Origin of the sequence: Leptothoe sp. ISB3NOV94-8A (assembly GCF_043421595.1) — a bacterium.
GTDB classification, from domain to species: Bacteria; Cyanobacteriota; Cyanobacteriia; order Phormidesmidales; family Phormidesmidaceae; genus Leptothoe; species Leptothoe turfae.
Genome location: NZ_JAXSQW010000001.1, coordinates 2492929 through 2518591, shown reverse-complemented (window position 1 = coordinate 2518591; position 25663 = coordinate 2492929). Strand labels below are relative to the sequence as shown.

Here is a 25663-nt window from a genome sequence, read left to right as displayed (position 1 = left end):
AGAACCTGGGTGAAATGATCGTCCTATGATTTCAGGTATGACATCCAAAACTCAAAGATTCTCGTATATCAGAAACGTTGGGTAATGGATGGGTTAGAAAAAGCCTGCCTATCGTATGGATTGGGGTGAAATCTAGTTAGTATGCGCCAGGCGCAGCAGCAGTCCTAGCCCACCGAGGCTAGTTAGACTGTGTAGTGATAGCTGCTTGACTGCGTTCATGACAAAAAAAGTTTGTGAAAAACTCAATGACGAGATTCTAGCTTACTCTTTTTTAGACCGTCAACTAAATTATTGGATGGTTATTGGTTCCTGGTTCTTAGTTCTTGGCTGCTCATTCTTTGTTTTGAGGCATTGTCTCCCATAGTTTGTTAATGACTTAACGTGTCTAACTTAACTAACTAAGAACTAAAAACTAGTAACTCAAAACAATTCCTGATTAGCGCTTAACCAGGCATCCTGATATTCTAACAAGGTTACAAAACTTTACGTCTTTGCTTTTATGGCTGCCAAGTCGCGCCTGCCGCTGCAGTTTTGGATTGTCACGTTGGTGGCATTCATTAACTCCGTCAGTTTTACCATCATTATTCCAACGCTGTACCCCTATGCTAAAGAGTTTGGTCTCAGTGATCTGGCGGCGAGTCTTCTGACCACGGCGTTTTCCTTGTCCCAGTTTTTGGGTACCCCGATTCTGGGGCGGCTATCGGATCGCATTGGGCGTAAGCCGTTGTTGGTAATTAGCTTATTGGGCACGGTGGTGGCTAACCTGCTGGCGGCGGTCAGTCCCTTTGCCTGGTGGCTGTATCTGGCCAGGATGCTGGATGGTCTAACAGGGGGTAATAATTCTGTAGCCCAGGCGGTGGTCAGCGATATTACGACCCCGGAGCAGCGGACCCAAGCTTTTGGAATTTTTGGCGGCATATTTCGACTGGGGTTTGTCGTGGGGCCGCCACTGGCCTATTTTGCCCAGACTTTACCCCCGATACCGGGTATCACGCCTTTGGGTATGAGTTTTATGGTGTCAGCCCTGATGGCCCTGGTGGCAGCGATTCTCTGTTTTGCGGTATTGCCGGAAACACGGCCATCGTCAGAGTGCGATCGCAAACTCAACCTGTCCCTAAATGACTTTGGTTTTGGCCGCCTGGCCACCTCCTTCCGCAAACCGTTGGTCGGTCGCATTTTCCTGATGACCTTTCTCAATGGGGCCACATTCACCGTATTTACCTTTGCGTTTCAGCCCTTCTTCTTAACGGTGCTGGGGCAAGATACCAAGAATCTGGCATTTGCGTTTGTATTCTTTGGCGTTCTAGCGTTTTTATCCCAGGTGTTCTTATTAGGGCCTCTGCGGAAACGGATGAATCTTGTCACACTGCTGGTGACTGCCCTGATTATGCGGGGAATTTTGCTGATTCTTTATCCGTCGTTCCCCACCATTGAAGCGTTCTGGGTATTGCTATTCTTCTTTGGTATTGTCAATGCATTTCCGATGCCGCTGATCGATTCACTCCTGTCGCTACGCACGTCTAAAGATGAACAGGGTGAAGCCCTCGGTACCAATTCTTCTTACCTGAGCATGGCCAATGCCATCGGCCCGGCTGTTTCCGGCGTACTGGTCACCTTTGGGTATGGCATGCCTTTTTTGGTGGCAGGTGGGTTAACTATAGCGATCGCAATCTTTGCGTTTTCCCTAAATTTGCCAGACAATAAAGCCCCGGCAGTGTGATCAATGAATAGAACCAGCGGATGGGCATTGCCCATCCGCCGATTAAATTAATCTTGCAATAGCGCTTCTTTTTGCAGCACCATCAGCTGCTTAATGCCCACTTCTGCATAATCCAGCATCTGATTTAGCTGTTGACGATTAAAGCTTTCAGCCTCAGCAGTTCCCTGCACTTCGATATACCCCAATTCCCCATTGAGCACCACATTAAAATCAATGTCGGCTGCAACATCTTCTGGATAATTGAGGTCGAGAAACGCATCGCCTTCTAACAGACCGACAGAAACAGCGGCAATCTGATGCTTTAAAGGTGAGCTTTGCAGGGTGTTTTTGGCCATGAGTGTGGCGATCGCATCTTCTAAGGCCACATAAGCCCCCGTGATCGCCGTCGTGCGAGTACCGCCATCAGCTTGGATCACATCCGCATCTACCGTCAGCGTTATTTCCCCTAACGCTTCTAAGTCTAGGGCAGCCCGCAAACTGCGACCGATCAGCCGCTGAATCTCTTGGGTACGACCCGATAGTTTCATCAGCTCTCGCCTTGTCCGGGTGTGGGTGGCACTGGGCAACATCCGATATTCTGCCGTGAGCCAACCTTGCCCTGAGTCCTTCAGCCAGCGAGGCACGTCTTCAGACGCTGACACCGTACATAGCACTTGAGTATTGCCGCAGTGGGCTAAGACTGACCCAGCCGCATAACGGGTAAAACGTCGCTCGAACTTAACTGGACGCAGTTCATTCGGTTGCCGACCATCAGGACGCTGCCAAACCATAGTGTCAATGCTCTGTATAACTATTTTCCAACATACCTAGTCTGCCGGAGTGTTGAGGACTTACCACCAGTTTTTTTAGGGTTTGCTTAGATGTCCTTACAAAAATACTTTTATCAAAGAATTATCAGATTTGTTCGCTAATTACCTGAAAAATATAGAGCGATGGAACCTAACTACCTCAGATCATCGTCTTAATAGAAACATGTCGGCATTGCCCCCTCTGCTAAAGCCCATTAAACATCTATGTTTTCTAAGTGATTGGGCTTTAAATCTGCTGCCTATTGCAAATAGGCAATCCCCCCTTAAGAACCTCTTGGCTGTCAAACCACATTGAGGTGATGATTATATTTGCGATAGGGAACTATTGAAAAATGAGTGCTTTGCAGTAAAACTGCTAGTACCCAATGTGTAATAAAACCGTATGACAGGCCCACAGAGCTATCGAAATCACCCATGTTGGATAGTGGTAAAATCCTAACTGTTGACGATAGACCTGAGAACTTAGAGGTACTCACAGAGGTCTTAGCTTCAGCTGGGTATACGGTAGCAGCATCCATTAGTGGCGAGCGGGCTATCCACCGTTTACGGTCTTTTGTGCCAGACCTGATCCTGCTGGATATTGAAATGCCAGGACTTGACGGCTTCGAGACTTGTCAACAAATTAAAGCCAATCCCAGTACATCCCACATTCCCGTTATTTTTATTACGGCCCTATCAGATACTGAAAGTATTGTCAAAGGCTTTTCAGTGGGAGCAGTTGACTTTATTAGTAAACCATTTCAAGAACCGGAATTATTAGCCAGGGTTGCCACTCATTTACAACTAAGGCATGTTAATCAGCTCTATGAATTAGAACAGAAAAAAACAGAAGAACTGACTAAACTCAATAACAAACTTCTGCTGACTCAGTTTTCAGTTGATAATGCAGCCAACGGCATCGTTTGGCTGGATGAAGATGCTAAATGTTTCTACGCTAACACAGCGGCTTGCAACATCCTGGAGTACTCATCTGAAGAATTCACAACCTTATCAGTACCCGATATTGACATTAATTTCTCGCTGAAGCATTGGAAAAAGCTTTGGAACACCATTAAACAGAAACAAAGCGTTTCTCTTGAATCTCAACACCTCACCAAGAGTGGGCGGGTTTATTCAGCTGAAATCACGGTTAACTATCTTTCTTTTGCAGAACGAGAATGCAGTGTTGTTGTGTTTCGTGACATTAGCGATCGCAAACGGGTTGAAGCTGAACTTCAGTTAAGTCAGGCCCGTACCCAGGCAGCATTTGAGCAAGCGGCTGTGGGCTTTGCTGAAGCCAACATGACCACTCAAAAATTTACGAATGTCAATACACTCTTTTGCCAAATGATCGGCTATAGCCGAGAAGAGTTATTGCAGATGACATTTGGTGATCTCACCTATCCAGAGGATATCCAAGCGTCTCGTCAAGCGATGGAACGTCTGTATAGCGGGGAGGTAGATAGTTTCACCCTGGAAAAGCGATATCTACGTAAAGATCGCACCTATTTTTGGGCAGAGACAACCGTCTATTTGGTCAAACTGCAGGGGGAGCATGCGATCTATACCTTAGGTCTAATTCAGGATATCAGTGAGCGTAAAGCCACTGAAAAAGCACTGAGCCTGGCCAAGTTTGCCATTGATCATACTGCTACCAGCTGCTTTTGGGTGAATAAGGATGGACATTTTCTCTCGGTCAACAAAGCGGCCTGTCAAAAATTGGGCTACTCTCAAGCAGAATTAACCACCATGTCGGTGTGGGATATTACCCCCACATTTTCTCAACGTGAATGGCCTGCCCATTGGCAAGCCCTCAAAGAGCGTCATTACCAACGGTTGGAAACGTTTCACCAAACGAAGGATGGGCATATATTTCCAGTGGAAGTTGTTGCTAACTTTTTAGAGTTTGAAGGCGAACAGTACAATTTTGCACGGGCAATCGATATTACCGAGCGCAAAGCGGCTGAAGTCAAAATAAATCAACAGAATCAAGAATTGGAACAGGCGCTCAGACAGCTGCAAAACACTCAGCTACGGCTGATTCAACAGGAAAAAATGTCCGCCCTCGGCAATTTAGTGGCAGGTGTTGCCCATGAAATCAATAATCCAGTTGGTTTTGTCGGTGGCAATGTTACTGAGCTCAAACGCGCGCTATCGGATCTGATGGAACATCTAACCCTCTATCGTCAACAGGCCCCTACGGAGAAAATAGTTGCCCATGCTGCCGCCGTTGAACTGGATTACCTATTAGAGGATGTTCCTAAAATGCTGACATCGATGGAAACGGGATGCGATCGCATTCGTAACATTAGTGTTAGTCTGCGCTCATTTGCCCGTGCCGATAAAGAAACCAAGGTCGCCTTTAATTTACACGAGGGCCTGGATAGTACCCTACTAATTCTCAAACACCGCCTGAAGGCTAATAAACAACGGCCAGCCATTCAGGTGCATAAGCATTACGGTACCTGTCCTGAAATCACTTGCTTTCCAGGGCAGTTAAACCAGGTCTTTATGAACCTTTTGGCCAATGCCATTGACGCACTAGACGAAAAAAGCCAATACCAAGATTACGCAGCCCTGGAAACCACCCCTAACCAGATCACCATTAAGACCGAATTCAACCAGGGGAAAATCATCATCCATTTTATTGATAATGGCGCAGGCATGCCTGAGGACATTAAGTCGCAGATTTTTGATCACCTCTATACTACAAAAGAGATTGGCAAAGGAACCGGCCTGGGGCTAGCCATTGTGCAACAAATTGTTGTCGAAACCCACGGCGGGCAAATTACGGTTAACTCTGCCCCTAATCAAGGTACAGAATTTACGCTGACTCTACCGACCTCTGTAACGGAGTGATACCGCTAAAGATTGAGTTTTCTCAATTTTTCTACGCCATTGTGCCCATAAGCGGTTAAAACAGGCATATAAGACAGCAAACCATCTCTAGACCTGTAGTTTTTTGTAAATGAAAACTACAAGTCTAGATGTGGTTTGGTTTTGGCTCAGGGTTAATTTTTATCCCCTATAGAAACAAATTTAGAAATACAGTGGAGGGTCAGATGGACTTCACACGACGGGATGCGTTGCGACTAGGACTACTGGGTGCTGGCAGCTTATTTGCTTGGGGTCGAGGCGGCTATGCCCTGGCCGCTGCTGGAGACTGTGTCCCCCATGGCATGGGAGAACCGCCAGGACCTTTCATCACTCCTCGTTTTAGTCCTGATCTTCCTCTTTTTGATCGTCCTTTTGAACCTATGCAGGTGCTGCCGTCTAAGTCAGTCACATCTGGCTTAGATGGCTATACCATCACCATGCAAAAATCCCAGGTGGAGATTTTACCCGGTAAACCAACCACCATGTGGACCTATAACGGGCAAGTGCCAGGGCCACTGATTCGACAACGCCAAGATACGGGGGCTGTAGTACGTTTTGTTAATCAGCTGGGCAATGATGATCAGGGCAGGGGCATCAGCACCGTCATTCATCTACACGGTGTAGCATCGTTACCTCAATACGATGGGTATGCCGAAGATATTATTCCAACCCAGCACTATAAAGACTATTATTACCCTAACGATAGAGCCGCTACATTCTGGTATCACGATCACGTTATTGAGCACACGGCCCGCAATGTCTACATGGGTTTAGCCGGCATGTACATTGTTGAGTACGACGCCCAAGACTTCTGTAATCCGGATGACCAACAACTGCTCCCCCAAGGAGACTATGACATTCCCCTAATTATTCAAGATAAGCGTCTGACCCCCGAGGGTGAGCTTGTATTCAACGACAGAGCCCATCGAGGCATTTATGACGATGTTGTTCTGGTTAACGGCGTACCCTGGCCCAGGCTAGCGGTGAAAAATCGTAAATACCGGTTTCGAGTCTTAAATGGCGGCCCATCACGCACCTTAAGTTTAGAGGCTCGGGTCAAACATAGCGATGGTTCCCTGGAGCCCGTGATGTTACAGGTGATTGCCAGTGACTCCGGCTTATTGAGTGCCCCCGTTACCACGGATAACCTGCGGGTAGGGGTGGCTGAACGGTATGAGTTTGTGATTGATTTTGCCGACTATGCAGGTAAAGAGGTACTGCTAGTCAACCCAATTTTCTTTGGCAACATAGACGGTAACCTGCGCAGCACTCAGATCATGTGCTTCCAGGTGAGTGGAGGAGCCCAAGACAATCCTCCATTACCAGAGCGGCTGACAACATTGACCCCCATGGCAACCCTATTATCCGAAGTGAAAGCGGAACGGAACTTCCGATTTGATCGAGCTGGTCGCTGGTTGATTAACGGTAAAGCCTGGGACCCCCATCGAGTCGATGCCTTTGTTGACCCCTGTGCCACGGAAATTTGGCGATTCACCGCAACCGGGGGTTGGGTCCATCCCATCCATATTCATTTGGGTCACTTCCGTTTACTGAGCCGCAGCCGTACTCCGGTTGCCCCCTATGAGCAGGGGCAAAAAGACACATTCTTTGTCAATGACTTTGAAACGGTGGAAATGATTGGTCGCTTTGGCCCCCACGAAGGCAAATACATGATCCATTGCCACAATCTGGTGCATGAAGATCATGACATGATGACTCAGTTTCAGGTGGGAAGCAACGGCTGTGAACCCTGTGCCGAGCCCGCCAAGCCATTACCAGCGCCAGCTAACTTTGATGCTCCACAATGTGTGCCCCCCCCTGAATGTGTCGTCGAGATGGACAATGGTGGCGCAGCCACCTGTGGATAAGGGGTAATTGATAAATACTCGTAGGGGTAGTGCCTCGTGCCTACCCCAAACAACTTGTGACTATCTTGCAATATTCGATCTATCTATTTAGCTCGATGGTCACCGGCATCAAATCGTTTAAGTGCCTTCATATCGTAGGGGTTAAACGGTTTAGACTGAGAGCGCTCAGACGATTGCTGCTCAGTTGTTGTCTGTTTAGGGGGTGTTTTCTCAGCAGCAGGCTGCGTGTCTTGTTGATTAGTATTCTTTTGACTGGGTTGTTCTTGGGGAACGTTGGCAGAAGATGTTTCCATTTGAGCGATCCAGTGTGTTGTCAGTGTGGCGTCAGGCGAAGCGAAGGCCCACTGGGGACCCAAAAACACAGCTACTCCCACAATTCCGATTAAACAGAGAAGAACGAGTTTTTTCACCATGGCCGTTCACCGGATACAGAAACAGCTGGGCTTAGCCATCATGCCTCGATCTTATGCAGTGTTTTTATCCCCCACGGCATCTTGTTACAAAGCTTACGCTTGCTTAGAAGGTTATTGGACGATGGGCGCGAGCATCATCAGTTCAGCATTGCCATCATCGGCTACGGCAGGCTGCAACAGATCGAAGAGATCAGGATATTGCTCGGCAATTTCTTGTTCGGTTAATGCAGCGTTTAGAACGGCACCTGACTCGTCAGCGACTGAGTAAAGGTATCCCTTGGGGTGGGAGGTGATCGTTACGGTGCGATCGCGAAGTTGAAGTTGAGCCACCACCGGCATCGTCTCAGGCTGACGTGTCACATCTTCTGCTAACGCTAACCCGGTCAAACCAGTTACAGATACAGCCGTCAATAGGGCTGCCATTGCAAATCGAGCCATCAAACTGACCTCCCACATATGAACATGCTCCAAGCCTATCGCAATCCTTTAGGAATGGCGGGAGGTTACGAACAGCGAGTGCTGTGTCAAAGCGAAAAATATGTAATGAACTGCAACTGTAACGAACAGTAACAGTCGTCGTTTAACTAAAGCTTCAGGAAAAACCAGGAATAACTTCTAAATAACTTCAAAGTAATTTAGTTACGCTAAAGGCGAATATGGGGACACCTGGAAACCGTAATCTGCTTTTACGTGGAGACGTGAGCACTTTGAATAAGATAATCATTACTGCTGGAGCCACCCTTTCAGCCATAGGCCTAATAGCTGGTGCACCTGCCCATGCAAGCACCCTATCCTTTAATTTTCAGCTAGATACATCTGCCGACGTAGGAGTTAGCCCATTTTTAGCAGGGCTCACATGGGCGGGCGTTACCTTACCAGACAGTTTTAATATTGATGCAGATGATGTTACAGGCAGTTTCATCGTTTTAGATGACCCCGATCAATTTACCGATGGTGAGATCGAGCTTGGCTATGACTTTATCGGTGCGGCACTAGGTAATTCCTACGAAGCCACACTGGACTCTTTGCTGGGTGACTTTGAACTGACATCTGAGCAAGCTCTACAGTCCATTGATGATCTCTTTACCATCACTCAATTTACTGGCAAAGGCATCCTCAAGTCTGAATCTTTTGACGTAGCGGGTAACCCCAAGAATCCTAGCCCGTTTAATATCACCTACGACAATCAGGCCAATTCTGTGCTCATTAATGGTTATTCAGAGAAGGTAGCCAGTAGCTGTTTGTTAGCTGACTGTAGCCTAACGGGGAATGTTAGCTATGGCATCGGTGTTGTGCTCAGCGAATTGGTTACCGTTACGGGTGATTTGCTCGCTAATTCTGCAATTGAATTTAGTGAAGACACCAGCAATGCTATCCGTGGTCTCCGCCAGGCTGCATTACTTGTGCAGCAGATCAATCCATCCTTAGAAACCTTGAGTCTGGCAACGGTCAACACTACTTTTGCCGCCAACACTGAGTTTCTAAGCTTCAATCCCAATGGTTCAGCGGATGACATATCGTTTGATGTCACTGGGGGCACACTGAGTGCCAGGGCAACAACGGATGGTCAGGAAGAGCAGCTTTTTACTAGAGCTTATGCCACCGAGGAAGAGGCCACTAAGGAAGAGGTCACCGCGACCGAAAACTGGACTGCCACAAAGTCAACTTCAACGGCCACACTAACTGGTGTAACGTCTTCACCCACGACCTCTGTATCATCAAGTACTCCACAGCTATTGGCCACAGTTGATGATAGCGATGTGCAGGATGTGCCAGAGCCGTCAATTGTTCTAGGTTTCTTAGGGACTGCTGCCTGGATGGCTAAGCGGAACCGTAGGAAAACGGTTGCTTAATCAAGTTTTACAATCAGGGCGGATATACCAATTACAAAAACTTCTTTGGGGGCGCACAGACTGTGCGCCCTTTTCTTATATTTTCTTATATTTGTTAGCTAGAAGCCGCCTGAAGAACGTCTGCCCCTATCTACTGGGGTCTCAGGAGTTAGCGGGTCACTTAGAGATAACACCTTTAGATAGTGGGAATATTCATCCACTACCTTTTTGTAGGTTTCCACAGCTTGTACATCATTTTTCGATGGAATATCAGTCTCATATAGGACCTGAGAAACAATAGTTTTTGCGTTTAAGAGGATCAGCGCTTCGTTGTCAGACTCAATTAATTGTTGATTTAACAGCTTTCTGTGTTCGTAAAAGCTAATTTCACGCTCACGTTGGAAGACCCCTTCCTGGGTCATGCGCGCACACATCATCAGATGTCTAATGGATTGAAGTTTCCCGTCACTATGGTTGTCATCCTTTTCCATGACATGCAATGCGATTTCCTTAGGAGTCTCCATAAGCCCTTGTGACCAGAACGATTGTAGAAATTACACCGTGTACTTATCCGCCTTTATTTTTATAAAACCTGCCTGGCAGGTTTTATAAAAATCGACCTGAGGCGGCACGGCTAAGATACTGTCCCATACCAGCTTTCCCCAGCCAATCATCTCCATCAACGATCATCTCTCCTCTTAAAAAGACTTTTTTCACTTTGCCCTGCACTTCACGGCCCTCAAAGAGAGAGTAGTCTACCAGGAGTAGTCGTCAACGGCGGTGACGATACGGCCACCTTTGATGAGTACTTTGCTCATGTTTCTTCTACGAGAGATCTGTTTTTAGATGGCTTTGAATGGCGTGGGCACCCCCCACCTTCCGATTACGGTTGAGAGGCTTTGTATGCAGTCCAGCTGCCGTGGTGAGAGATGTCGGGCCAGTTGTTTTCTTCGATAAGAGCTTGGGGGTATAGCATTGCGATCGCACGTCCTCCACCCTCCAAACTCACCTCTGCCGGATACATGTTCGGCGGCTCCGTAGACACCAGATAGTCATATTGCTCCGCCGTTAATTCGTACAGTTCACCGGGAATCGAAATGCCTCCCGAGTCCACGGCATAGATGCCTGGATGCCATCCATCTTTGATAGAATGCAGTCGATAGCTGGCTGTCGTTTTCGCCTCTCCTACAAAGGTGGCAGCTTGAAGATTGCCATGATCCGGCTGTCCCCGTAGGGCTGAACCACAAATAAATACGACTTTAGTTTCGCTATCAGCCATAGATGCTCTCTCCTTAAATTGTGACCACAGTGTTAGCTGTTTTATTAAACCCCATAGGGTTTCATTTCAAGGAAAACCCCATGGTGGGTGAAGTGCTCTAATCAATTTCTCAACCTGTACTGGGTGGGGCCACCATCATCTCGGGGTAACTGGCGTTACAGATACCTGACATAAGCATTTATAAAATAAAAATAATTTAAACAAGTTAAGGTTGGGGTGATCACTCACTGCTACTAGCTTGTCGAGTTTATTTGGCTGGACACACCACTTATGTTGAACATCATTGCATCTACTCACATCGCACCTGCCGATACACTGACGGTCAATGGGGAGCGCCTCATGCAAATGATGACCGATGTAGGAGCCATTGGAGCCTTACCCAATGGTGGGGTACGGCGACTTGCCTTTAGCCCAGAGGACCGTGAATGCCGACAACTAGTCCGCAGCTGGATGGAAGCGGCAGGCATGACCGTCACCATTGATGCGGCAGGCAATATAATTGGTCGCTACGCAGGCCGTTTTCCTCAAGCCCCGGCTCTGGCAACGGGCTCCCATCTGGATACGGTGCCCAATGCCGGTATTTACGATGGCACCTACGGCGTACTGGCGGGTGTAGAAGTTGCTCGCACTCTGTATGACCAGGGCATTCGTCCCGATCATCCCATCGAAGTGATCGTCTTTGCCGATGAAGAACGCACCATGATTGGGAGTAAGGCCATGGCGGGTAAAGCCAATCTGGAGCCGAGCTTTTATGAGCATCCCCACTATGAACCCATTGATATGGGGGTGAATTTTATTGGTGGAGACTGGGCACAACTGCCCTCAGCCAAACGCGATACGGATGGTCTGGCTGCATTTGTAGAGCTTCATGTTGAACAGGGACCCGTGCTGGAGGCTGCTGGCAATTCCATGGGTTTAGTCACTGGCATTGTGGGTCAGCGTCGTTATTTGATTACGATTGATGGCACCGCTAGCCATGCGGGGACAACGCCAATGCCCATGCGCCAAGATGCGTTGGTGGCCGCCTCCCAAATTATTTTGGCGGTGAATCGCCTCGGTAATAAAACCGGTGATGGCTACGGTGAACAGGTAGCTACGGTCGGTGCCATGCAGCTATCACCCAATGTGGCGAATACTATACCGGGTCGGGTGGAAATGACCCTGGATATTCGGGATCTGTCGAATCAACGGTTGGATGCCATGGTGGCAGAGTTGGAGGAAGCAATGGATGCGATCGCCACCCAAACCCAAACCCAAATTCACATCAAGCCACAACTCCGCAACGAACCCGTTCCCGTTAATTCCCACATTTACAATGCCATTGCCCAGGTGTGCGATGAACTACGGCTACCGGCTCAATCATTGCCCAGCCGCGCCAGCCACGATGCCCAAATTATCGCTAGCATTACCGATATGGGTATGATTTTTGTCCCCAGCCAGAACGGCATCAGCCATTCTGAAACCGAGTACACAACGCCTGAACATTGCATTCAAGGGGCAAATATTTTATTACATACTTTGTTGAAGTTAGATCAACATTATCGTTGCCCAGAATATCCTCCAGCCATTAGAACAGAATCTAAAGTTTAATGGAACTTTCCACCTTCTGAAGGCAGCTATTGGTACGTTTTTACCCAGCTGTCTCCTAAGTTACATTCACTGTTGTCCCATGTTCACTGGTAACAGTTATTACTAACCTTCACGGCCCATAGTTGTATTCAGATTAAACATTTAGCTTCAATTTCGCACCCTTCTCATCCCTATAGGAGACATCCCCCATGGCGGTTAGCGCTGATCGGCCCTCCCCGATAGCCCCTCAAGAGCAGCCTCCCAAACCCACCATAGTATCGACTGAAGCTGCAGCAGGTGTTTCACTGCGCTCCGTCACCAAAAAATATGGCAATGTCATCGCCATTGAAAACATGACCCTGGATATCCCAGCAGGCATTTATTGCTGTTTGCTAGGACCCAGCGGATGCGGTAAAACCACTGCCCTGAGGATGATTTCAGGCCATGAGTCAGTCACCAGTGGCCAGGTCTTGATTGGAGATCGCTGTGTCAATGATTTGCCAGCCGCAAAACGGAACACCGCCATGATGTTCCAAAACTATGCCTTATTTCCCCATAAGACTGTCTGGCAAAACGTTGAGTTTGGCCTCAAAATGCAGCGTGTTCCTCTGACAGAGCGACGGGAACGTGTGGCAGAAATTTTAGAGTTGGTTGGTCTCAGTAATACCGCTAAACGCAAGCCTCATCAGCTAAGTGGTGGACAGCAGCAACGCATTGCCCTGGCACGGGCCTTGGTCACCCGACCCCAGGTATTGATGCTAGATGAGCCCCTCAGTGCCTTGGATGAAAACCTCCGAGTGCGGATGCGAGGAGAACTCCGTAATATTCAAAAACAGTTCGGTCTCACATTTATTCAGGTAACTCACCATGTTGAAGAAGCCTTTTCCCTATCGGATCAAATTGTGGTGATGAACCATGGTCATATTGATCAAGTGGCCACACCGACTGAGCTGTTTAATCAGCCCGCGTCTCGGTTTGTTGCTCGATTTATCGGCGACAACAATATTTTCTCCGGTAAGGTCTTAACCTCCACTGCCCAGGCCAATGGTAAGGATCTCATTCGCCTTGATGTTGAGGGCATAGGCTTACTGCACGCCATTGGTCACAGCAGTCAGCCTGGTGCTAACGCTGCATGTTCTGTGCGCCCTGATCTTCTCACCCTAGGGAAGCCAGATTCTCCTACTAATTCTAAAACTCTTCCTACTAATACGCTGACCGCCCGCATCATCCAGGTGGAAATGACTGGTTTCGTCACCCGTGTCACCCTCATGGCAATCGCCACGGGTCAAACTCTACTGCATACCCTACGGACAGTAGACTTCCACAACCTTGCCCTGCAAGAAGGCCAGACTGTTTCACTCAAATGGTCGGCCAACGACTGTGTTTTCCTAGCTAATTAGATGGGCATTCATCGCTGATCTAATCGAAGTCACAGAACTCACATGAATTTGTTTCTAGGACTAATCTATGACTAAAATCACTCGTCGTAAGCTACTTTACACTGGTTTGGCCGCTGGGGCTGCCGTCGCGACCACACGATGCGCGTCCTCTGCACCAGAAGGCACCCCTAACAATCCGGCTCCCGGCCCTGAAGTCAACACAAATCAAACTAAAGACGTCACCCTGCGCCTCATCGGTACTGGCGTTTCCCAGATCAACGAAATCCGCGATAAGGCCCAAGAGGACCTGGGCTTTAAGCTAGAAATGCGGGCTTTGAGTACTGAAGAAAACAACCAAATTGCCATCACCCAGCCCGACCAGTATGACATCTTTGACGGCGAATACTTTAGTTTGCCCCTAGTGGTTCCCTCCGGCAACCTGCAACCCATTGCCGTCTCTAAAATCAAAGATTGGGATAAGATCGTTCCCTTCTTCACCAGTGGCAAATTTGAAGGCATGCCGGTGGAAACGTCCCAGGGTACGGCTCCTTACAGAGTGATGTATCTGACTGGGGCAGATTCCAAAGAATTCTCAGCCACGCCCACAGATTTTGCCACCCTGATTCCCTTCCAGTACAATGCTGACACCCTGGGCTATCGTCCTGATCTTGTGGGTCGTAACATTGAAAGCTGGGGAGAACTCTTTAACGAGGAATTCAAGGGCAAGACCTCCATTCTGGATATTCCTCAGATCGGCATCATGGATGCGGCCATGGTGGCTGAAGCCCTGGGTCTGATGACCTTTGGTGACAAGGGCAACATGACCAAAGCAGAAATTGATCAGATTACCGATATCCTCAAAGAACAAAAGGCCAAGGGGCAGTTCCGTGCCTTCTGGAAGACCTTTGATGAGTCAGTAAACCTGATGTCCTCGGGTGAAGTTGTACTACAATCCATGTGGTCTCCTGCGGTGACTGCGGTGCAGGCGAAAGGCATTGAGTGCATCTACGCCCCCCTTAAAGAAGGCTATCGCGGCTGGGGTGGTGGCGTTGGCCTTTCCAAGAACCTCAGTGGCATCCAGCTAGATGCGGCCTACGAGTATATGAATTGGATGCTAGAGGGCTGGGTTGGTGCCTTCTTAGGTCGTCAGGGTTACTATAGCGCTGCACCAGAAAACGCTAAGAAGTATATGTCTGCTGAGGAGTGGGACTTCTGGTACGAGGGTAAGCCCGCCGCTGTGGATATGGTAGACCCCTTTGAGAAAACCCTAGCCAAGGCTGGGGCTGTTCGTGACGGTGGTGCCTTCAAGGATCGCTTTGGCAACATCGTCTGCTGGAACTCCACCATGGAAGAGAACACTTACCTCGTTCAAAAGTGGAACGAGTTTATTGCGTCGTAGTCGCCCTCACCCTAAATCCCTCTCCCCAGGGAGAGGGACTTTTAGTTCCCCTTCTCCCCAGGGAGAAGGGGGTAGGGGATGAGGGCCAACGTCTGCCAGCCAACCTTTTATTCAAGGCCCTATAGACCCATGGCTAAAGCCTGGACTAACCTAAAACCCTATTTCCTCGCAACGCCCCAGGCGCTAGCGCTGGGGCTATTCTTAATTTTCCCCATACTACTCATTGCGGTGGTCAGTTTCTGGGAGTTTAATGGCTACTCCATGACCCCCGCCTTTACCCTGGATAATTACATCGGCATTTTTACTTCCGATGTCACCCTTAAAACCTATCTCAACACCTTTAAATTTGTTGGGCTCACTTGGCTGTTTACCCTGCTCATCGCCTACCCCGTCGCCTACTTCCTGTCATTTCACGTACCCAAGCTGCGCTGGCAGGTATTGTTGTTTTTGGTCTGTACCATCCCGTTTTGGACCTCGAATATCATTCGTATGATTTCCTGGTTACCGCTGCTAGGAAGAGAGGGGCTGGTTAACCAATTACTTCTAGGGGCAGGCATCACCCAGGAGCCGCTGGAGTTTTTACTATACTCAGACTTTGCGGTGGTGCTGGGCATGGTGCACCTCTATGTGATTTTTATGATTGCCCCTATTTTCAATAGCCTGATGCGCATCGACCGCACCCTAATCACCGCTGCAGAAGATATGGGTGCATCGGGGGTTGAGGTTTTTAGGGAAGTGATTTTTCCCCTATCAGCACCGGGCATTGCCATTGGTTCGATTTTTATCGTCACGCTGGTGATGGGGGAGTTTGTCACGGTGCGGCTGATGGGTGGGGGGCAGGCAGCTTCCATTGGCAAGCTGATTCAAACTCAGATTGGCAGTTTGCAATATCCCCTAGCAGCCGCCAATGCCATTGTGCTATTGGCCGTGACGTTACTAGTGGTCATTTCGATTTTGCGCCTTGTGGATATTAGAAAGGAATTATGAAAAAACGCTCTCTCTCTTTTTATCTGCTAGCTGCATTTTTTGGGCTGTTTGTTCTCTTTCTTTATGGCCCGATGATTACCATCTTTATCTTGTCCCTCCAAGGGCCAGATGGGACACTCACCTTTCCTGTCCGCAGCTTTGGCTTCTACTGGCTTGGGCAGGTTTTCCAAGAGCAGCGAGTGGGTAACTTTGTGGAGCCATTTAAGCGATCGCTAGTGCTGGGCGGTTTGGTAACCGCCTTAGTGGCTAGTATGGCCATTTCCGCAGCTATGGCCTTCCGACAACGGTTTCGGGGTGCAACTATACTGTTTTACTTGAGTATTGCCAGCCTAATTGTACCCAGCATTTTGGTTTCCCTGGGGCTGGGCGTCATGTTCCAAGTCATGGAGTGGCCCACCAGATGGTATAGCTCAGGTTTGGGAGCTCACCTGACCTGGACCTTGCCCATTGCATTTTTGATTATGTTGGGTATCTTTAATCGGTTTAATCCGTCCTATGAAGAAGCGGCCCGAGATCTAGGGGCCAGCGATGCTAAAACATTTTTGGAAATTGTCTTACCGCTGATTGCCCCTAGCCTCATCGGGGTGAGTTTATTAACCTTCACCCTTTCATACGATGAATTTACGCGTACATCGTTGGTGTCTGGACAGTACAATACATTGCCCTTGGAAATCTTTGGTATGACGACTAATGTTACGTCCCCGGCACTCTATGCATTGGGCACGTTGACCACTCTGTTTTCGTTTAGCTTAATTATAGTGGCCTATGTGCTCTATAGACGTTTGTCAAAGCAACGTCTGTCAGAGTGAAATGAGTAGCTTAGCCGAAAACCCGTCCCGGAGATGGCCAAACAGCTCATGGGGAAACTTTTTGGTGATAAAGGCTATGTGTCTCAGGCATTATTTGAAACCCTCTGTCAGCAAGGGTTTACCTTGATTGCCAGACGACGGAAAAACATGACCAATCGCTTAATGTCCCTTCTGGATAAAGTCCTCTGAACTCACGTTGCTTAGATTGTGAAATGCGCAGCCTAACAACACTTCAAGTGGTCGGAGCAGGCCTGGAGTTATTTGGAGACTCATCACAAATGAGAGTCTCTCTATTCTGATTAGATGACATGATGGTGCATAGTTGCGTTCTAAGCAATATCACGTACATGCCACTAGCTTAAAATATTCAGCAGATAACTCAACGGCTATAAGTTGTACATCCCCAGTGTTCCAGTTTTGGCATTTGGGGACCATGCCATCCTCGCTTTTTTAACTCTCTAGCAATAAATAAGTTTGTGATGCCATGACCCACCAGGACTACAGACCCAGTCTCATAAGATTTTTGTTCTAATAATTCAGTGGCTTTTCTAACTCGTTCTTTGTTATGGGTCTGAGATTGAGAATAACCTAAACTCAATAGCAACCTATCAAGAAAAAGCCACATATGAAATGGTAACCGAATATTGAGCGGACACTCAAGCCAAAAGTCTACTTCACGAAAGATAGGATTCCTAATAGGGAGAATGGTAGGTTCAAGGATTTGAGCAGAGTGTATAGAACGAGGAAGATCGCTCGTGAACACTAGCTTTGCTGATTGAACTAGCGCTTGAATAGCTTCTGGAGGGAAAGAATCACTTGCAATTCTGGCTGATTGATAATGACCAATGACCTGTGATAAATCGGAGCTATTGATCCATCCTTGTGGTGTAATTGCTGGTTTCCCATGCCTAATCAAGGTGATAGTTGTGCTCATTGCTTAGGATTCAAAAGTTCACTATCAAAGATGTGCTAGCTAACTATTATGCATGCGGAAAGCTTCTGGATAACACACCTACAAGGACATTATCTAGAAGTGTTTTGCCCAATCCCCTGATTTACTAAATTAGGCAGCCATCGGCCAACCTACCATAGTGACCTAGTCAAACCCCATGCCAGTAATTCAATACTATGCATACAGAATTCATTCAGATCATTGCTCGATCTTGGAATTTGCGAGGGGGTAGACTGCAAGGGCTAGTTAATGAGGTCAAGAATGACTTTTTTAAAGTTGATATGTGCAGCGGGTAGTCTTGGATTCGGGATTATTGTATTGACGGAGGAATCCACTCCACCATCGGTTAAGTCAGCTATTTTAGTGTTGATTTCACTCCTCTTCTTGAGGCTTTATTGGCCAGCTAAGTTATCTTAGGAGCACCGCACAAGTGATGTGAAATCGCCCTCTCAAGAACCGGCTTCGAGATAATTTGAGTAACGCCAGCAGCACGATCAACAGCCAATATAGTAAGCCGTTTGAACACGTTACTGACGTTAGTAATGCGATTTGAGTTTTGAAGATTACGCCGTAAAACCCCTTTCTAGCCAACTTTCATGATGGCAGGGGAGAGCGGCAGCGGTTGGTTCGAGATTTGAAAGACGTCTGTGGTGGCTACTTACTGTTGGCGTTTTGCTGCTGCCTGCATATTTACTTGGAATCATTTTTAGCTGCTACATCCTTTTCAACCAGGTTTTCAACACGCTACCCTATTGGAGGGCAGCGTTTATCATAGTTCGCTAACCAGGGGACTATGAGCGGTAAGCGATGACACGAATCTCCACTAATGCACCTTCAGTGATGAGTTCGGAAACACCAATAGCTGACCAAGCAGGATAAGGATCTTTCACATACTCATCCTTGACCTTCGTAAAGGTGTCAAAATATTTACGTAGAGAAACATGGTAGGTTGTCATTTCTACAACATCATCGAAAGAAAGCGTGGCTTCTGTCAAGTATAGTAGAACCGTTTCAAAAGCCTCTCGGAACTGCGCCTCTGGGTCGCTTGAGATACTACGATCAGGACGTGTTCCTGTAGCACCTGAAAAGAATACGAACTTGTCAATTTCGACAGCAGGTGCGAAGTGCCAGTCGTTGTAATAATGAGAGAACTCTTTTGGAATAATCGGCTTTTTCATGTTTTACCTCTCGGAACTAAAGGGAAGGGTGGAATAAGTCCTTCAATCCAAGCCTATAAGCATTCACCCCCTACCCCTACCACGATAGCCTTCCATCAGCCTGGGAATGCTAATGAAGTATGAAGTATGCGCTAGCACACAACGCCCTTATCCGTTAGGGCGTTCTTTTTTTGAAAAAAAATCCCTCAGCCATTACCAGCCAAGGGATATGAAAAAGTGCATTTAGATAGAGTCCGGTAGTCCCCCTTTTATCTTGTGTAATACATGAAATTGACTACCGAATGTCTTTAAAAGTTGCAAAAGAATGCTCAATGGATGGTATTGAGGGAGGTTAGCCGAGCTAGTGCTCGTAACCGTGCTGGTGACCGTTACCTTCTCTGTAGCGGCTTTAATAACAGGTTTAGCCCCGTACCGCTGGTAGTAGCCCAAACAGGAAACCCGCTAATAGTTCAATGGCACACATTAGCGGGTGATAACTTTATGTGACTCTCTGTGCTAACGAAAAGTTCAGGCTCATGCAGGTAAAAGTTCAGGTTTGTTCAGATCTAATAGGGTTGAGTGAGCTAATATTCAATATGCTGTGATATTGATGTGACCGTGTTTTCAACAAACATTGATGTGCTCACACTCCAAAGGAAGATCCATATGAAACACCAAGTTTTTGCACTAAATTAGAGTTAGCCTTAATCCACTAAACCCTGATGCATTAATGAATAATCAGGGAATCGCATTTGCGACTAAGCCATAGTTGGTGCATGCTCTGGCCAAGATATGTATCAACTATTTATTTAAGAGCATCAGGGTACCCCGCATATACCCAAAGAATTAGGGTGGGGTGAAGCGATCTTATTCTCCAGAAGTATTATTTATAGCTCAACTGTACCGTTAGCCTGTAGAAAGGTTGGGGCAATCTTATAAATGACTTTGTCAACAAGGCATTGAGTTTTGTGCAACACAACATCTAAAAGAAGGTCTATGAAGTACATATTGTGTACATTATTTTTGACATTGGGATTGGCAGTTTCGCCTGCCACTGCTCAGGTAGAAATCATTGAAGAAGAGGTAATCCTGGAAGAATATGTCGAAGAAGAGGAAATCTATGAAGAGGAAATCATTGAAGAAGCAGTAATCCTGGAAGAATATGTCGAAGAAGAGGAAATCTATGAAGAGGAAATCATTGAAGAAGCAGTAATCCTGGAAGAAGAGCTGATACTTGAAGAAGAAGTATACGTTGAGTAATCAACCCTCTCTCTAGGGCGGCGATGGGTCTGTTGAGGGTAGATTTTACGCCGTCAGCATTACCGAATACAACCACCTTTTTTACCAATATTTCTCCCTTTTCAGATCACCATCAATCCATTATGCCAACGGCAATTGCCAGGCTGCTACGCTAATGGCTGTTGTGATAAAGCACTGAACCATGAAAAAACTATAGATACATTAGATCAACTTTTTTCACTGGATGAGCTCTATTTATCTTGGTCCTTATCTGAAAGCGTGTAGTGAAAAACTTTTGAGATGATTGTCCACTGACTGTCTAAGTAAATGAGAGATAGCAGATCGATATAGTTTTTGGAGAACATAGAGCTGCGAACTTTCGCGATCGCAGTTACTGCACCTGCAAACTCAATCGAATCAATGGAAAACCCATAGGGCTCACCATTATGTTCTGGTGAAACACGGGTTTCAACCATTGGTAAATAGGTATCCATATCAAGATGTAACAGTTCTCCATCGGATGCTGTGAAATATTGTGCCTTGGGATGAAACACCTTTTTTAAGAGCGATACATCACATCGATATAGACCGTCATAATACCGCTTGAGCAAGTCAATTACAGCATCATATTGTTGTTCTAGGATCAGATCTGGGAGCATGGTTGCCTCCTGTTTATAGTTACAGCTTGATATACGTTTGCGAGCTAAATCTATTGTGCTTTATGTGGGTAGAGAGAAAAAGCCAAGCTGTTGAAACATTGCCAACTGGTCTAAAATTTCCCATTCCTCGATAATTTTATCTGCCTTAAAACGGCTGAGAATCATGCCGTGGACGTTTACTGGTTTGCCAGTTGCAGGGATTCCCATCAGGTCGCCATTATGGGTTCCGGTTAACGTAAAGCAGGTCACAACCTTGTTCTTTTCAGTGGCCAAGTCATCAACCTGTATCTTCAGGTCAGGAAAGGCTGTGCGAAATGCTTCAATAAAGCCCTTTAACCCATCGGCTCCCTGGACTTCTTCACTGGGACTACCAAAGATATAGTCTGGATGAACAAACTCCTCTATAGCTGAAAAATTGCCTTTATTGATCACCTCTTCAATGTAACGACGGATGATTGCTTGGTGAGTATCAGACATAAAGTTCTCCTCGATTAGGTGCCAATGTTGAAGCTGTCAGCCTATTTACTCGGACCCTTTAGCTGCGAACGTGGATAAGGTTTAGCTAAAGACATAGGGAAAGGGTGAATACAGCTGCGGCCAAAAAGGATGCTTCTGTCCGCACATGGTCCAATGTAGAATTCTGTAGGGGCAAGCCTTGTGCCTGCCCTAAGATAGCGAATGCGTTCTTCAGTAAGACAAACTTGGTGCTTGACGAAGATAGGTATCATTGGACAACTGCTTCAAAATAAAATCCGCCACATCCGCGCGAGTAATTTTCAATTTCGAAGTTTTATCGGTGCCTGGAAACCCATGGCGGTATTGTCCTGTTCGACCACCCTCAATCAATGCCCCAGGTCGAACAATGGTCCAATCCAGGTTGCTTTGTTGCACATAACTCTCCTGTAGCTCATGATCTGCAAACACATGGCGCAGAATAAAGCCAAACATAATGTACTTCCAGAAGACGTTCAGGCTACCCCAGCTATCTCCGGCACCAAGAGTGCTTTGACAGATAAATCGTCGTACACCCGCGTGTTCCATGGCACGGATGATCTGCTGTGTTCCTTCTGAGCGAATATTACTTTTTAGCTGCTGACCAGACCCGAGGATACATACAACCGCCTCTTGACCTTGGACGGCCTGCTTTACGGATGATAGATCCATCACATCTCCCTGAGCCACGTTAAGGTTGGGATGCTGAATATTCAACTTAGCAGGGGTCCGGACAAAGGCTGTGACCCTATGCCCCTGGTCCAGTGCCTGTTCGACAACCTGACGCCCGGTACTGCCTGTAGCTCCGAAAATAACTAGTTTCATGGTGTTTGCTCCTAAGCAATGACACCCTTAGCTTAGGCAGGCGATTATTTCTGGGCTTTTTATTTCTTGCGGCCCTGTCACAATCTTGCGGGGAGTTGTCAAATGTGGACATGAAACGCAGAAGAGGCAGAGAAAGGCTGAAATCTAAAGTATGTAAGCGAAGTTACCTGATTACAGTTAGATAACCGATATAATTAGGTGCTGACGTCATGGGCTGACTCCGTGCAAGAACCTGCTATACCATCGGTTCAAACAAGTTCTTCGTTCGACCAGACACAGGACGTGGAGCCTATTCGTATCACACAACTCCTAAATCCCCCTGGCGAAGGGCATTATCACTGTGGGACTAAACACACGCTGTTTATGTCCCTTGTGCCTCGGCCTATTTACTATTTGCAAGCACAAGATGGCAAAACCCATACGGGATTGTACAAAAAAGGGGATATCTCTATTACTCCAGCGAGTACCCCATTTTTTGCTCGGTGGGAAGGAGATGAAAATTGTTTACAGATTCAGCTGAGCGATGCCTTTGTGAAACGTATCGCTCAAGAGACGATTCAGCAGGATTGCGATCGCATTCTCCTTCTTCCCCAATTTCAAACCAATAATCCCCAGCTTGAATCCATTGCCACCATGCTCCTCACCGAGTTCAAGCAAAACGCAACAGGCAACAGGCTATACCTGGATTCCCTAGCTAATGTTCTGGCGGTCAATTTACTCAGACAGCACACCACCACCAAAACATCAGTTCCCACCTATGGGGGTGGCTTACCCCAGTACCAACTGCAGCGAGTTTTAGACTATATCGATGCCTATTTGGATCGCGAGATCAAACTGGCGGACCTGGCCCAGCTATTAGACATGAGCCAATTTCACTTCAGCCGCTTATTTAAACAGTCCATCGGCATTTCTCCTCACCAATATCTGGTACAACAACGGGTAGAACGAGCTAAACAATTATTGAAACAAACAGACCGTCTCATTGTTGATATTGCCTTAGAGTGTGGATTTAACAGCCACAGTCATTTAAGCAAGCAGTTTCGTCAAGTGACTGGCATGAGCCCCAAAGCGTTTAGGGCAAGCTAATCATCAGACTCAGTGTCTTCAAACATCTAACCTCAAAAATTTAATAATTTACGATAAACAATCTTGTCAGCGCCTGCTTCATAAAAGTCACGAATGCACGCTTCTTGCCCATAACCACACTTAAGATAAAACGCTCGCGTCCGTTCGAAGCTTGCTAATGTCTCCACCAATAATAAGTGCGCCCCCCGTGCCGCCAACGTTTCTTCAACATGGCGCACCATTGCTGTACCCCGCCCTTGCCCCTGTTGCTCGGGATGGACAGCGAGAAAGAGTAGATTCCAGGTCCCATTGGTCATCCGCTCAGGCGCACAGTAGGCCGCCGCCACTAGCCCGTCATCATCGTCCGTCAGCCAAAAATGATCGCCATTTTCACCGCTAAAATAATCATTCAGGCTTGCTTTCAATTCCTCCAACTCCTCTGGTGAGAAGCCAATTGCCTCACTAGCTAAGGCAAGTAGCGCAGCCGTGTCATCGAGCGTAGTCGATCGAATCATTACATCACAACAGTTGTTATGTCGCTCAAAACATAACAACTGTTGTGATAACCTGTCAAGGTAGAGTTGCTAAACGCTATGGGTCATGAAGATCGCCGGATTGAGATTGCCAAAGCTGCATGGCAAGTGATTGTGCGGGAAGGGTTAGACCGGACGAGTATGCGTGCGATCGCACAGGAACTCGGCTCCTCAACCGGTGTGGTCACCCACTACTTTCGCAATAAGGAAGAGCTCACCCTATTTGCCCTAGAGCAAGTGGTGAAAGGCACCCTTGAGTATATGGAAACCCGTGCTCAAGGGTTAGACGGAATCAGCAGATTAGAAGCAATGCTTTTCTCGGCTCTACCTTTGGAGGTTAGTGATAGAGACGACTGGACAGTATGGATAGCATTTTTAGGCTATTCCATTGGTCGTGAACACCTGGTTCAGGCGCATCAAAAACGCTATAGCCAGATACAACAGGTGCTCAGAAAAGAGCTATCTGATTTGCAAACCGCCAAATTAATTCGAGCCGATCTTGATTTAGCACTTGAAGCTAATGCGCTGATTGCCCTAGTCGATGGCATTGGCATCGGAGTCGTCATCAACCCTGATCAGGTCTCTATAGAGCAGCAAAAATATCTCATTCAGCAGCACATCCATGGTTTACAGATAACAGCCTGAACTGGGTTAAGTAGGGTCTAACAAATGTTGAATGCGCCTAAGGAGTTAGGCGTTGCTATGGGTATCCCAAGTAATCACCACTTTCCCCTTAGCGTGCCCCTCCCCAAGATAGCAAAGGGCTGCTGCTGTTGCCTTCAATGGATAACATCGATCTATCACAGGGACGACTTTGCCAGATTCAAGCAGTGCCCCAATAGCGGACAGGTCCTTTTCCTCTATTTGCGCTACCCCCATAAATGAGAGTTTTCTACTGTCAACGTTGGATAATATGGGTCCCACAAGCAATGCCTGCATAATTTGAGCCAGTGCTCCCCCAGCCGCAACATAGATGCCTTTAGGGCATAATGCCCTATGGTAATTAAAAATCGAGTTATAGCCATTGACCGCAAAAATCAGGTCATACTGCTGCCCATGGGTGGTGAGATCGTCTTGTGTGTAATCGATAACGTGATCTGCGCCAATTGAACGGGCAATATCAAGATTTCGGGTGCTACATACAGCCGTTACCATTGTCCCAAAAGATTTAGCTAGCTGCACGGCAAATGACCCCACGCCCCCAGAGGCTCCATTGATGAGAACTTTTTGACCTGGGTGAATTCGACCTTGCAGCGCTTGCAGCGCTGTCAGAGCTGCAACAGGCGTAGCGGCTGCGGCCTCAAATGATACGTTGGTTGGTTTCAGGACCAACTCATGTTCGTCAGCACAGGCATAGTCTGCGAATGAACCTTTGGCGACTCCAAAAACCTCATCCCCTGGCTGAAACGTTGTTACGCGATTGCCCACAGCCTCAACCCGACCTGCTACATCCAGGCCCAGTGATATCTCTTTGGGCTTAAACAGTTCACCGTTAAGTAAACGGATCCCCATGGCCCCTCTTAAACGATGCCAGTCCAAAGCATTGACAGATGCCGCATAAACCTTGACCAAAACCTGATGATCACTGGGTACCGGTTGCTCGGTCTCGATCAGTTCAATGACATCCGGGGAGCCATATTTTGTGTACACAATCTTTTTCATTCAGATCTCCTTCTGTTCAACATTTACCCCTTTAACAACAATGAAAACCAGAGCATTGTTTCACGCATTCTGGAGGGCAAGACTCAAAGATCCCAGAATGCGGGGGGCTGAATAATTGAACTTCTTTTCTAAAAATGTCCTTATCACCCACATAAGTAG

General features: G+C 47.2%; 24 protein-coding genes and 1 pseudogene. 13 read left to right on the top strand and 12 right to left on the bottom strand.

The window, feature by feature from the left end; translation table 11 throughout:
• Window positions 1–499: 499 nt before the first annotated feature.
• Window positions 500–1720, top strand: a complete 1221-nt coding sequence (locus SPB21_RS10930) for an MFS transporter (RefSeq protein ID WP_163666457.1) — start codon at window positions 500–502, stop codon at window positions 1718–1720.
• A 47-nt stretch (window positions 1721–1767) separates the two neighbouring features.
• On the opposite strand, the gene rph is transcribed toward SPB21_RS10930, so the two are convergent.
• Window positions 1768–2490 (bottom strand): ribonuclease PH, encoded by a 723-nt coding sequence (gene rph / locus SPB21_RS10925; RefSeq protein ID WP_163666459.1) that lies wholly within the window; start codon window positions 2488–2490, stop codon window positions 1768–1770.
• A 453-nt stretch (window positions 2491–2943) separates the two neighbouring features.
• Between rph and SPB21_RS10920 the strand changes: the two genes are divergently transcribed.
• Both SPB21_RS10920 and SPB21_RS10915 read left to right on the top strand, forming a co-directional pair.
• Window positions 2944–5367, top strand: coding sequence for a PAS domain S-box protein (locus SPB21_RS10920; protein WP_499866549.1), 2424 nt, complete (start codon window positions 2944–2946; stop codon window positions 5365–5367).
• Between the two features lie 203 nt (window positions 5368–5570).
• The gene (locus tag SPB21_RS10915) at window positions 5571–7253 is read left to right on the top strand and encodes a multicopper oxidase family protein (RefSeq protein WP_499866548.1); all 1683 of its coding nucleotides are present in this window, start codon (window positions 5571–5573) and stop codon (window positions 7251–7253) included.
• 83 nt (window positions 7254–7336) lie between these two features.
• Here the strand turns inward: SPB21_RS10915 and SPB21_RS10910 are convergent, their stop codons facing one another.
• Together SPB21_RS10910 and SPB21_RS10905 are read right to left on the bottom strand one after the other, a co-directional pair.
• Window positions 7337–7666, bottom strand: a complete 330-nt coding sequence (locus SPB21_RS10910) for a hypothetical protein (RefSeq protein WP_163666463.1) — start codon at window positions 7664–7666, stop codon at window positions 7337–7339.
• A gap of 111 nt (window positions 7667–7777) precedes the next feature.
• The gene (locus SPB21_RS10905) at window positions 7778–8104 is read right to left on the bottom strand and encodes a hypothetical protein (RefSeq protein ID WP_499866547.1); all 327 of its coding nucleotides are present in this window, start codon (window positions 8102–8104) and stop codon (window positions 7778–7780) included.
• Between the two features lie 269 nt (window positions 8105–8373).
• Between SPB21_RS10905 and SPB21_RS10900 the strand changes: the two genes are divergently transcribed.
• On the top strand, window positions 8374–9519 hold the full coding sequence (locus tag SPB21_RS10900) for a PEP-CTERM sorting domain-containing protein (RefSeq protein ID WP_163699646.1): 1146 nt from the start codon (window positions 8374–8376) through the stop codon (window positions 9517–9519).
• 98 nt (window positions 9520–9617) lie between these two features.
• Here SPB21_RS10900 and SPB21_RS10895 read toward each other — a convergent pair whose 3' ends face one another.
• On the bottom strand, window positions 9618–10022 hold the full coding sequence (locus SPB21_RS10895; RefSeq protein ID WP_163699648.1) for a hypothetical protein: 405 nt from the start codon (window positions 10020–10022) through the stop codon (window positions 9618–9620).
• A 359-nt stretch (window positions 10023–10381) separates the two neighbouring features.
• Window positions 10382–10777 carry an allophanate hydrolase-related protein gene (locus tag SPB21_RS10890; RefSeq protein WP_163699650.1) on the bottom strand — a complete coding sequence of 132 codons (396 nt, stop codon included), beginning with the start codon at window positions 10775–10777 and terminating at the stop codon, window positions 10382–10384.
• Window positions 10778–11047: 270 nt separating this feature from the next.
• Between SPB21_RS10890 and SPB21_RS10885 the strand changes: the two genes are divergently transcribed.
• From SPB21_RS10885 to SPB21_RS10860, 6 genes and pseudogenes are all read left to right on the top strand, one after another.
• Window positions 11048–12367, top strand: a complete 1320-nt coding sequence (locus tag SPB21_RS10885) for a Zn-dependent hydrolase (RefSeq protein ID WP_499866546.1) — start codon at window positions 11048–11050, stop codon at window positions 12365–12367.
• A 188-nt stretch (window positions 12368–12555) separates the two neighbouring features.
• Window positions 12556–13746, top strand: a complete 1191-nt coding sequence (locus SPB21_RS10880; protein WP_499866545.1) for an ABC transporter ATP-binding protein — start codon at window positions 12556–12558, stop codon at window positions 13744–13746.
• 67 nt (window positions 13747–13813) lie between these two features.
• A complete protein-coding gene (locus SPB21_RS10875; RefSeq protein ID WP_163665019.1) occupies window positions 13814–15124 on the top strand; it encodes an ABC transporter substrate-binding protein in 1311 nt (436 codons plus the stop codon).
• A 129-nt stretch (window positions 15125–15253) separates the two neighbouring features.
• On the top strand, window positions 15254–16111 hold the full coding sequence (locus tag SPB21_RS10870; RefSeq protein ID WP_499866544.1) for an ABC transporter permease: 858 nt from the start codon (window positions 15254–15256) through the stop codon (window positions 16109–16111).
• Window positions 16108–16920, top strand: coding sequence for an ABC transporter permease (locus SPB21_RS10865; protein ID WP_250564963.1), 813 nt, complete (start codon window positions 16108–16110; stop codon window positions 16918–16920). Before SPB21_RS10870 ends, SPB21_RS10865 begins: the two co-directional genes overlap by 4 nt.
• 15 nt (window positions 16921–16935) lie before the next feature.
• Window positions 16936–17106: pseudogene (locus SPB21_RS10860) on the top strand (transposase); the annotation flags it as partial.
• Between the two features lie 193 nt (window positions 17107–17299).
• Here SPB21_RS10860 and SPB21_RS10855 read toward each other — a convergent pair.
• Both SPB21_RS10855 and SPB21_RS10850 read right to left on the bottom strand, forming a co-directional pair.
• Complete coding sequence (locus SPB21_RS10855; RefSeq protein ID WP_499866543.1) at window positions 17300–17854, bottom strand: histidine phosphatase family protein; 555 nt, start codon at window positions 17852–17854, stop codon at window positions 17300–17302.
• A gap of 809 nt (window positions 17855–18663) precedes the next feature.
• Window positions 18664–19050 (bottom strand): RidA family protein, encoded by a 387-nt coding sequence (locus SPB21_RS10850; protein ID WP_499866542.1) that lies wholly within the window; start codon window positions 19048–19050, stop codon window positions 18664–18666.
• Between the two features lie 1014 nt (window positions 19051–20064).
• On the opposite strand from SPB21_RS10850, the gene SPB21_RS10845 reads away from it, so the two are divergent.
• On the top strand, window positions 20065–20289 hold the full coding sequence (locus tag SPB21_RS10845) for a hypothetical protein (RefSeq protein WP_499866541.1): 225 nt from the start codon (window positions 20065–20067) through the stop codon (window positions 20287–20289).
• 230 nt (window positions 20290–20519) lie between these two features.
• On the opposite strand, the gene SPB21_RS10840 is transcribed toward SPB21_RS10845, so the two are convergent.
• The 3 genes from SPB21_RS10840 to SPB21_RS10830 form a co-directional block, all read right to left on the bottom strand.
• On the bottom strand, window positions 20520–20927 hold the full coding sequence (locus tag SPB21_RS10840) for a nuclear transport factor 2 family protein (RefSeq protein ID WP_499866540.1): 408 nt from the start codon (window positions 20925–20927) through the stop codon (window positions 20520–20522).
• 60 nt (window positions 20928–20987) lie between these two features.
• Window positions 20988–21404, bottom strand: a complete 417-nt coding sequence (locus SPB21_RS10835; protein ID WP_163669341.1) for an ester cyclase — start codon at window positions 21402–21404, stop codon at window positions 20988–20990.
• A gap of 210 nt (window positions 21405–21614) precedes the next feature.
• Window positions 21615–22244 (bottom strand): NAD(P)-dependent oxidoreductase, encoded by a 630-nt coding sequence (locus SPB21_RS10830; RefSeq protein WP_499866539.1) that lies wholly within the window; start codon window positions 22242–22244, stop codon window positions 21615–21617.
• A 282-nt stretch (window positions 22245–22526) separates the two neighbouring features.
• Between SPB21_RS10830 and SPB21_RS10825 the strand changes: the two genes are divergently transcribed.
• Window positions 22527–23330 (top strand): helix-turn-helix domain-containing protein, encoded by an 804-nt coding sequence (locus SPB21_RS10825; protein WP_163669337.1) that lies wholly within the window; start codon window positions 22527–22529, stop codon window positions 23328–23330.
• A 32-nt stretch (window positions 23331–23362) separates the two neighbouring features.
• On the opposite strand, the gene SPB21_RS10820 is transcribed toward SPB21_RS10825, so the two are convergent.
• A complete protein-coding gene (locus SPB21_RS10820; protein WP_499866537.1) occupies window positions 23363–23824 on the bottom strand; it encodes a GNAT family N-acetyltransferase in 462 nt (153 codons plus the stop codon).
• A gap of 78 nt (window positions 23825–23902) precedes the next feature.
• Here SPB21_RS10820 and SPB21_RS10815 point away from each other — a divergent pair, with 78 nt between their 5' ends.
• A complete protein-coding gene (locus SPB21_RS10815) occupies window positions 23903–24487 on the top strand; it encodes a TetR/AcrR family transcriptional regulator (protein ID WP_163669335.1) in 585 nt (194 codons plus the stop codon).
• 45 nt (window positions 24488–24532) lie between these two features.
• Here SPB21_RS10815 and SPB21_RS10810 read toward each other — a convergent pair whose 3' ends face one another.
• Window positions 24533–25504, bottom strand: a complete 972-nt coding sequence (locus SPB21_RS10810; protein WP_499866535.1) for an NAD(P)-dependent alcohol dehydrogenase — start codon at window positions 25502–25504, stop codon at window positions 24533–24535.
• Window positions 25505–25663: the final 159 nt, after the last annotated feature.

What these genes read in the sequence shown, in the direction of transcription:
- SPB21_RS10910 (WP_163666463.1), bottom strand. Translation starts at nt 7,666, where the DNA reads ATGGTGAAAAAACTCGTTCTTCTCTGTTTAATCGGAATTGTGGGAGTA.
- SPB21_RS10810 (WP_499866535.1), bottom strand. Translation starts at nt 25,504, where the DNA reads ATGAAAAAGATTGTGTACACAAAATATGGCTCCCCGGATGTCATTGAA.
- SPB21_RS10855 (WP_499866543.1), bottom strand. Translation starts at nt 17,854, where the DNA reads ATGAGCACAACTATCACCTTGATTAGGCATGGGAAACCAGCAATTACA.
- rph (WP_163666459.1), bottom strand. Translation starts at nt 2,490, where the DNA reads ATGGTTTGGCAGCGTCCTGATGGTCGGCAACCGAATGAACTGCGTCCA.
- SPB21_RS10815 (WP_163669335.1), top strand. Translation starts at nt 23,903, where the DNA reads ATGGGTCATGAAGATCGCCGGATTGAGATTGCCAAAGCTGCATGGCAA.
- SPB21_RS10905 (WP_499866547.1), bottom strand. Translation starts at nt 8,104, where the DNA reads ATGGCTCGATTTGCAATGGCAGCCCTATTGACGGCTGTATCTGTAACT.
- SPB21_RS10820 (WP_499866537.1), bottom strand. Translation starts at nt 23,824, where the DNA reads ATGATTCGATCGACTACGCTCGATGACACGGCTGCGCTACTTGCCTTA.
- SPB21_RS10930 (WP_163666457.1), top strand. Translation starts at nt 500, where the DNA reads ATGGCTGCCAAGTCGCGCCTGCCGCTGCAGTTTTGGATTGTCACGTTG.
- SPB21_RS10895 (WP_163699648.1), bottom strand. Translation starts at nt 10,022, where the DNA reads ATGGAGACTCCTAAGGAAATCGCATTGCATGTCATGGAAAAGGATGAC.
- SPB21_RS10835 (WP_163669341.1), bottom strand. Translation starts at nt 21,404, where the DNA reads ATGTCTGATACTCACCAAGCAATCATCCGTCGTTACATTGAAGAGGTG.
- SPB21_RS10915 (WP_499866548.1), top strand. Translation starts at nt 5,571, where the DNA reads ATGGACTTCACACGACGGGATGCGTTGCGACTAGGACTACTGGGTGCT.
- SPB21_RS10865 (WP_250564963.1), top strand. Translation starts at nt 16,108, where the DNA reads ATGAAAAAACGCTCTCTCTCTTTTTATCTGCTAGCTGCATTTTTTGGG.
- SPB21_RS10875 (WP_163665019.1), top strand. Translation starts at nt 13,814, where the DNA reads ATGACTAAAATCACTCGTCGTAAGCTACTTTACACTGGTTTGGCCGCT.
- SPB21_RS10870 (WP_499866544.1), top strand. Translation starts at nt 15,254, where the DNA reads ATGGCTAAAGCCTGGACTAACCTAAAACCCTATTTCCTCGCAACGCCC.
- SPB21_RS10850 (WP_499866542.1), bottom strand. Translation starts at nt 19,050, where the DNA reads ATGAAAAAGCCGATTATTCCAAAAGAGTTCTCTCATTATTACAACGAC.
- SPB21_RS10885 (WP_499866546.1), top strand. Translation starts at nt 11,048, where the DNA reads ATGTTGAACATCATTGCATCTACTCACATCGCACCTGCCGATACACTG.
- SPB21_RS10920 (WP_499866549.1), top strand. Translation starts at nt 2,944, where the DNA reads ATGTTGGATAGTGGTAAAATCCTAACTGTTGACGATAGACCTGAGAAC.
- SPB21_RS10880 (WP_499866545.1), top strand. Translation starts at nt 12,556, where the DNA reads ATGGCGGTTAGCGCTGATCGGCCCTCCCCGATAGCCCCTCAAGAGCAG.
- SPB21_RS10840 (WP_499866540.1), bottom strand. Translation starts at nt 20,927, where the DNA reads ATGCTCCCAGATCTGATCCTAGAACAACAATATGATGCTGTAATTGAC.
- SPB21_RS10890 (WP_163699650.1), bottom strand. Translation starts at nt 10,777, where the DNA reads ATGGCTGATAGCGAAACTAAAGTCGTATTTATTTGTGGTTCAGCCCTA.
- SPB21_RS10830 (WP_499866539.1), bottom strand. Translation starts at nt 22,244, where the DNA reads ATGAAACTAGTTATTTTCGGAGCTACAGGCAGTACCGGGCGTCAGGTT.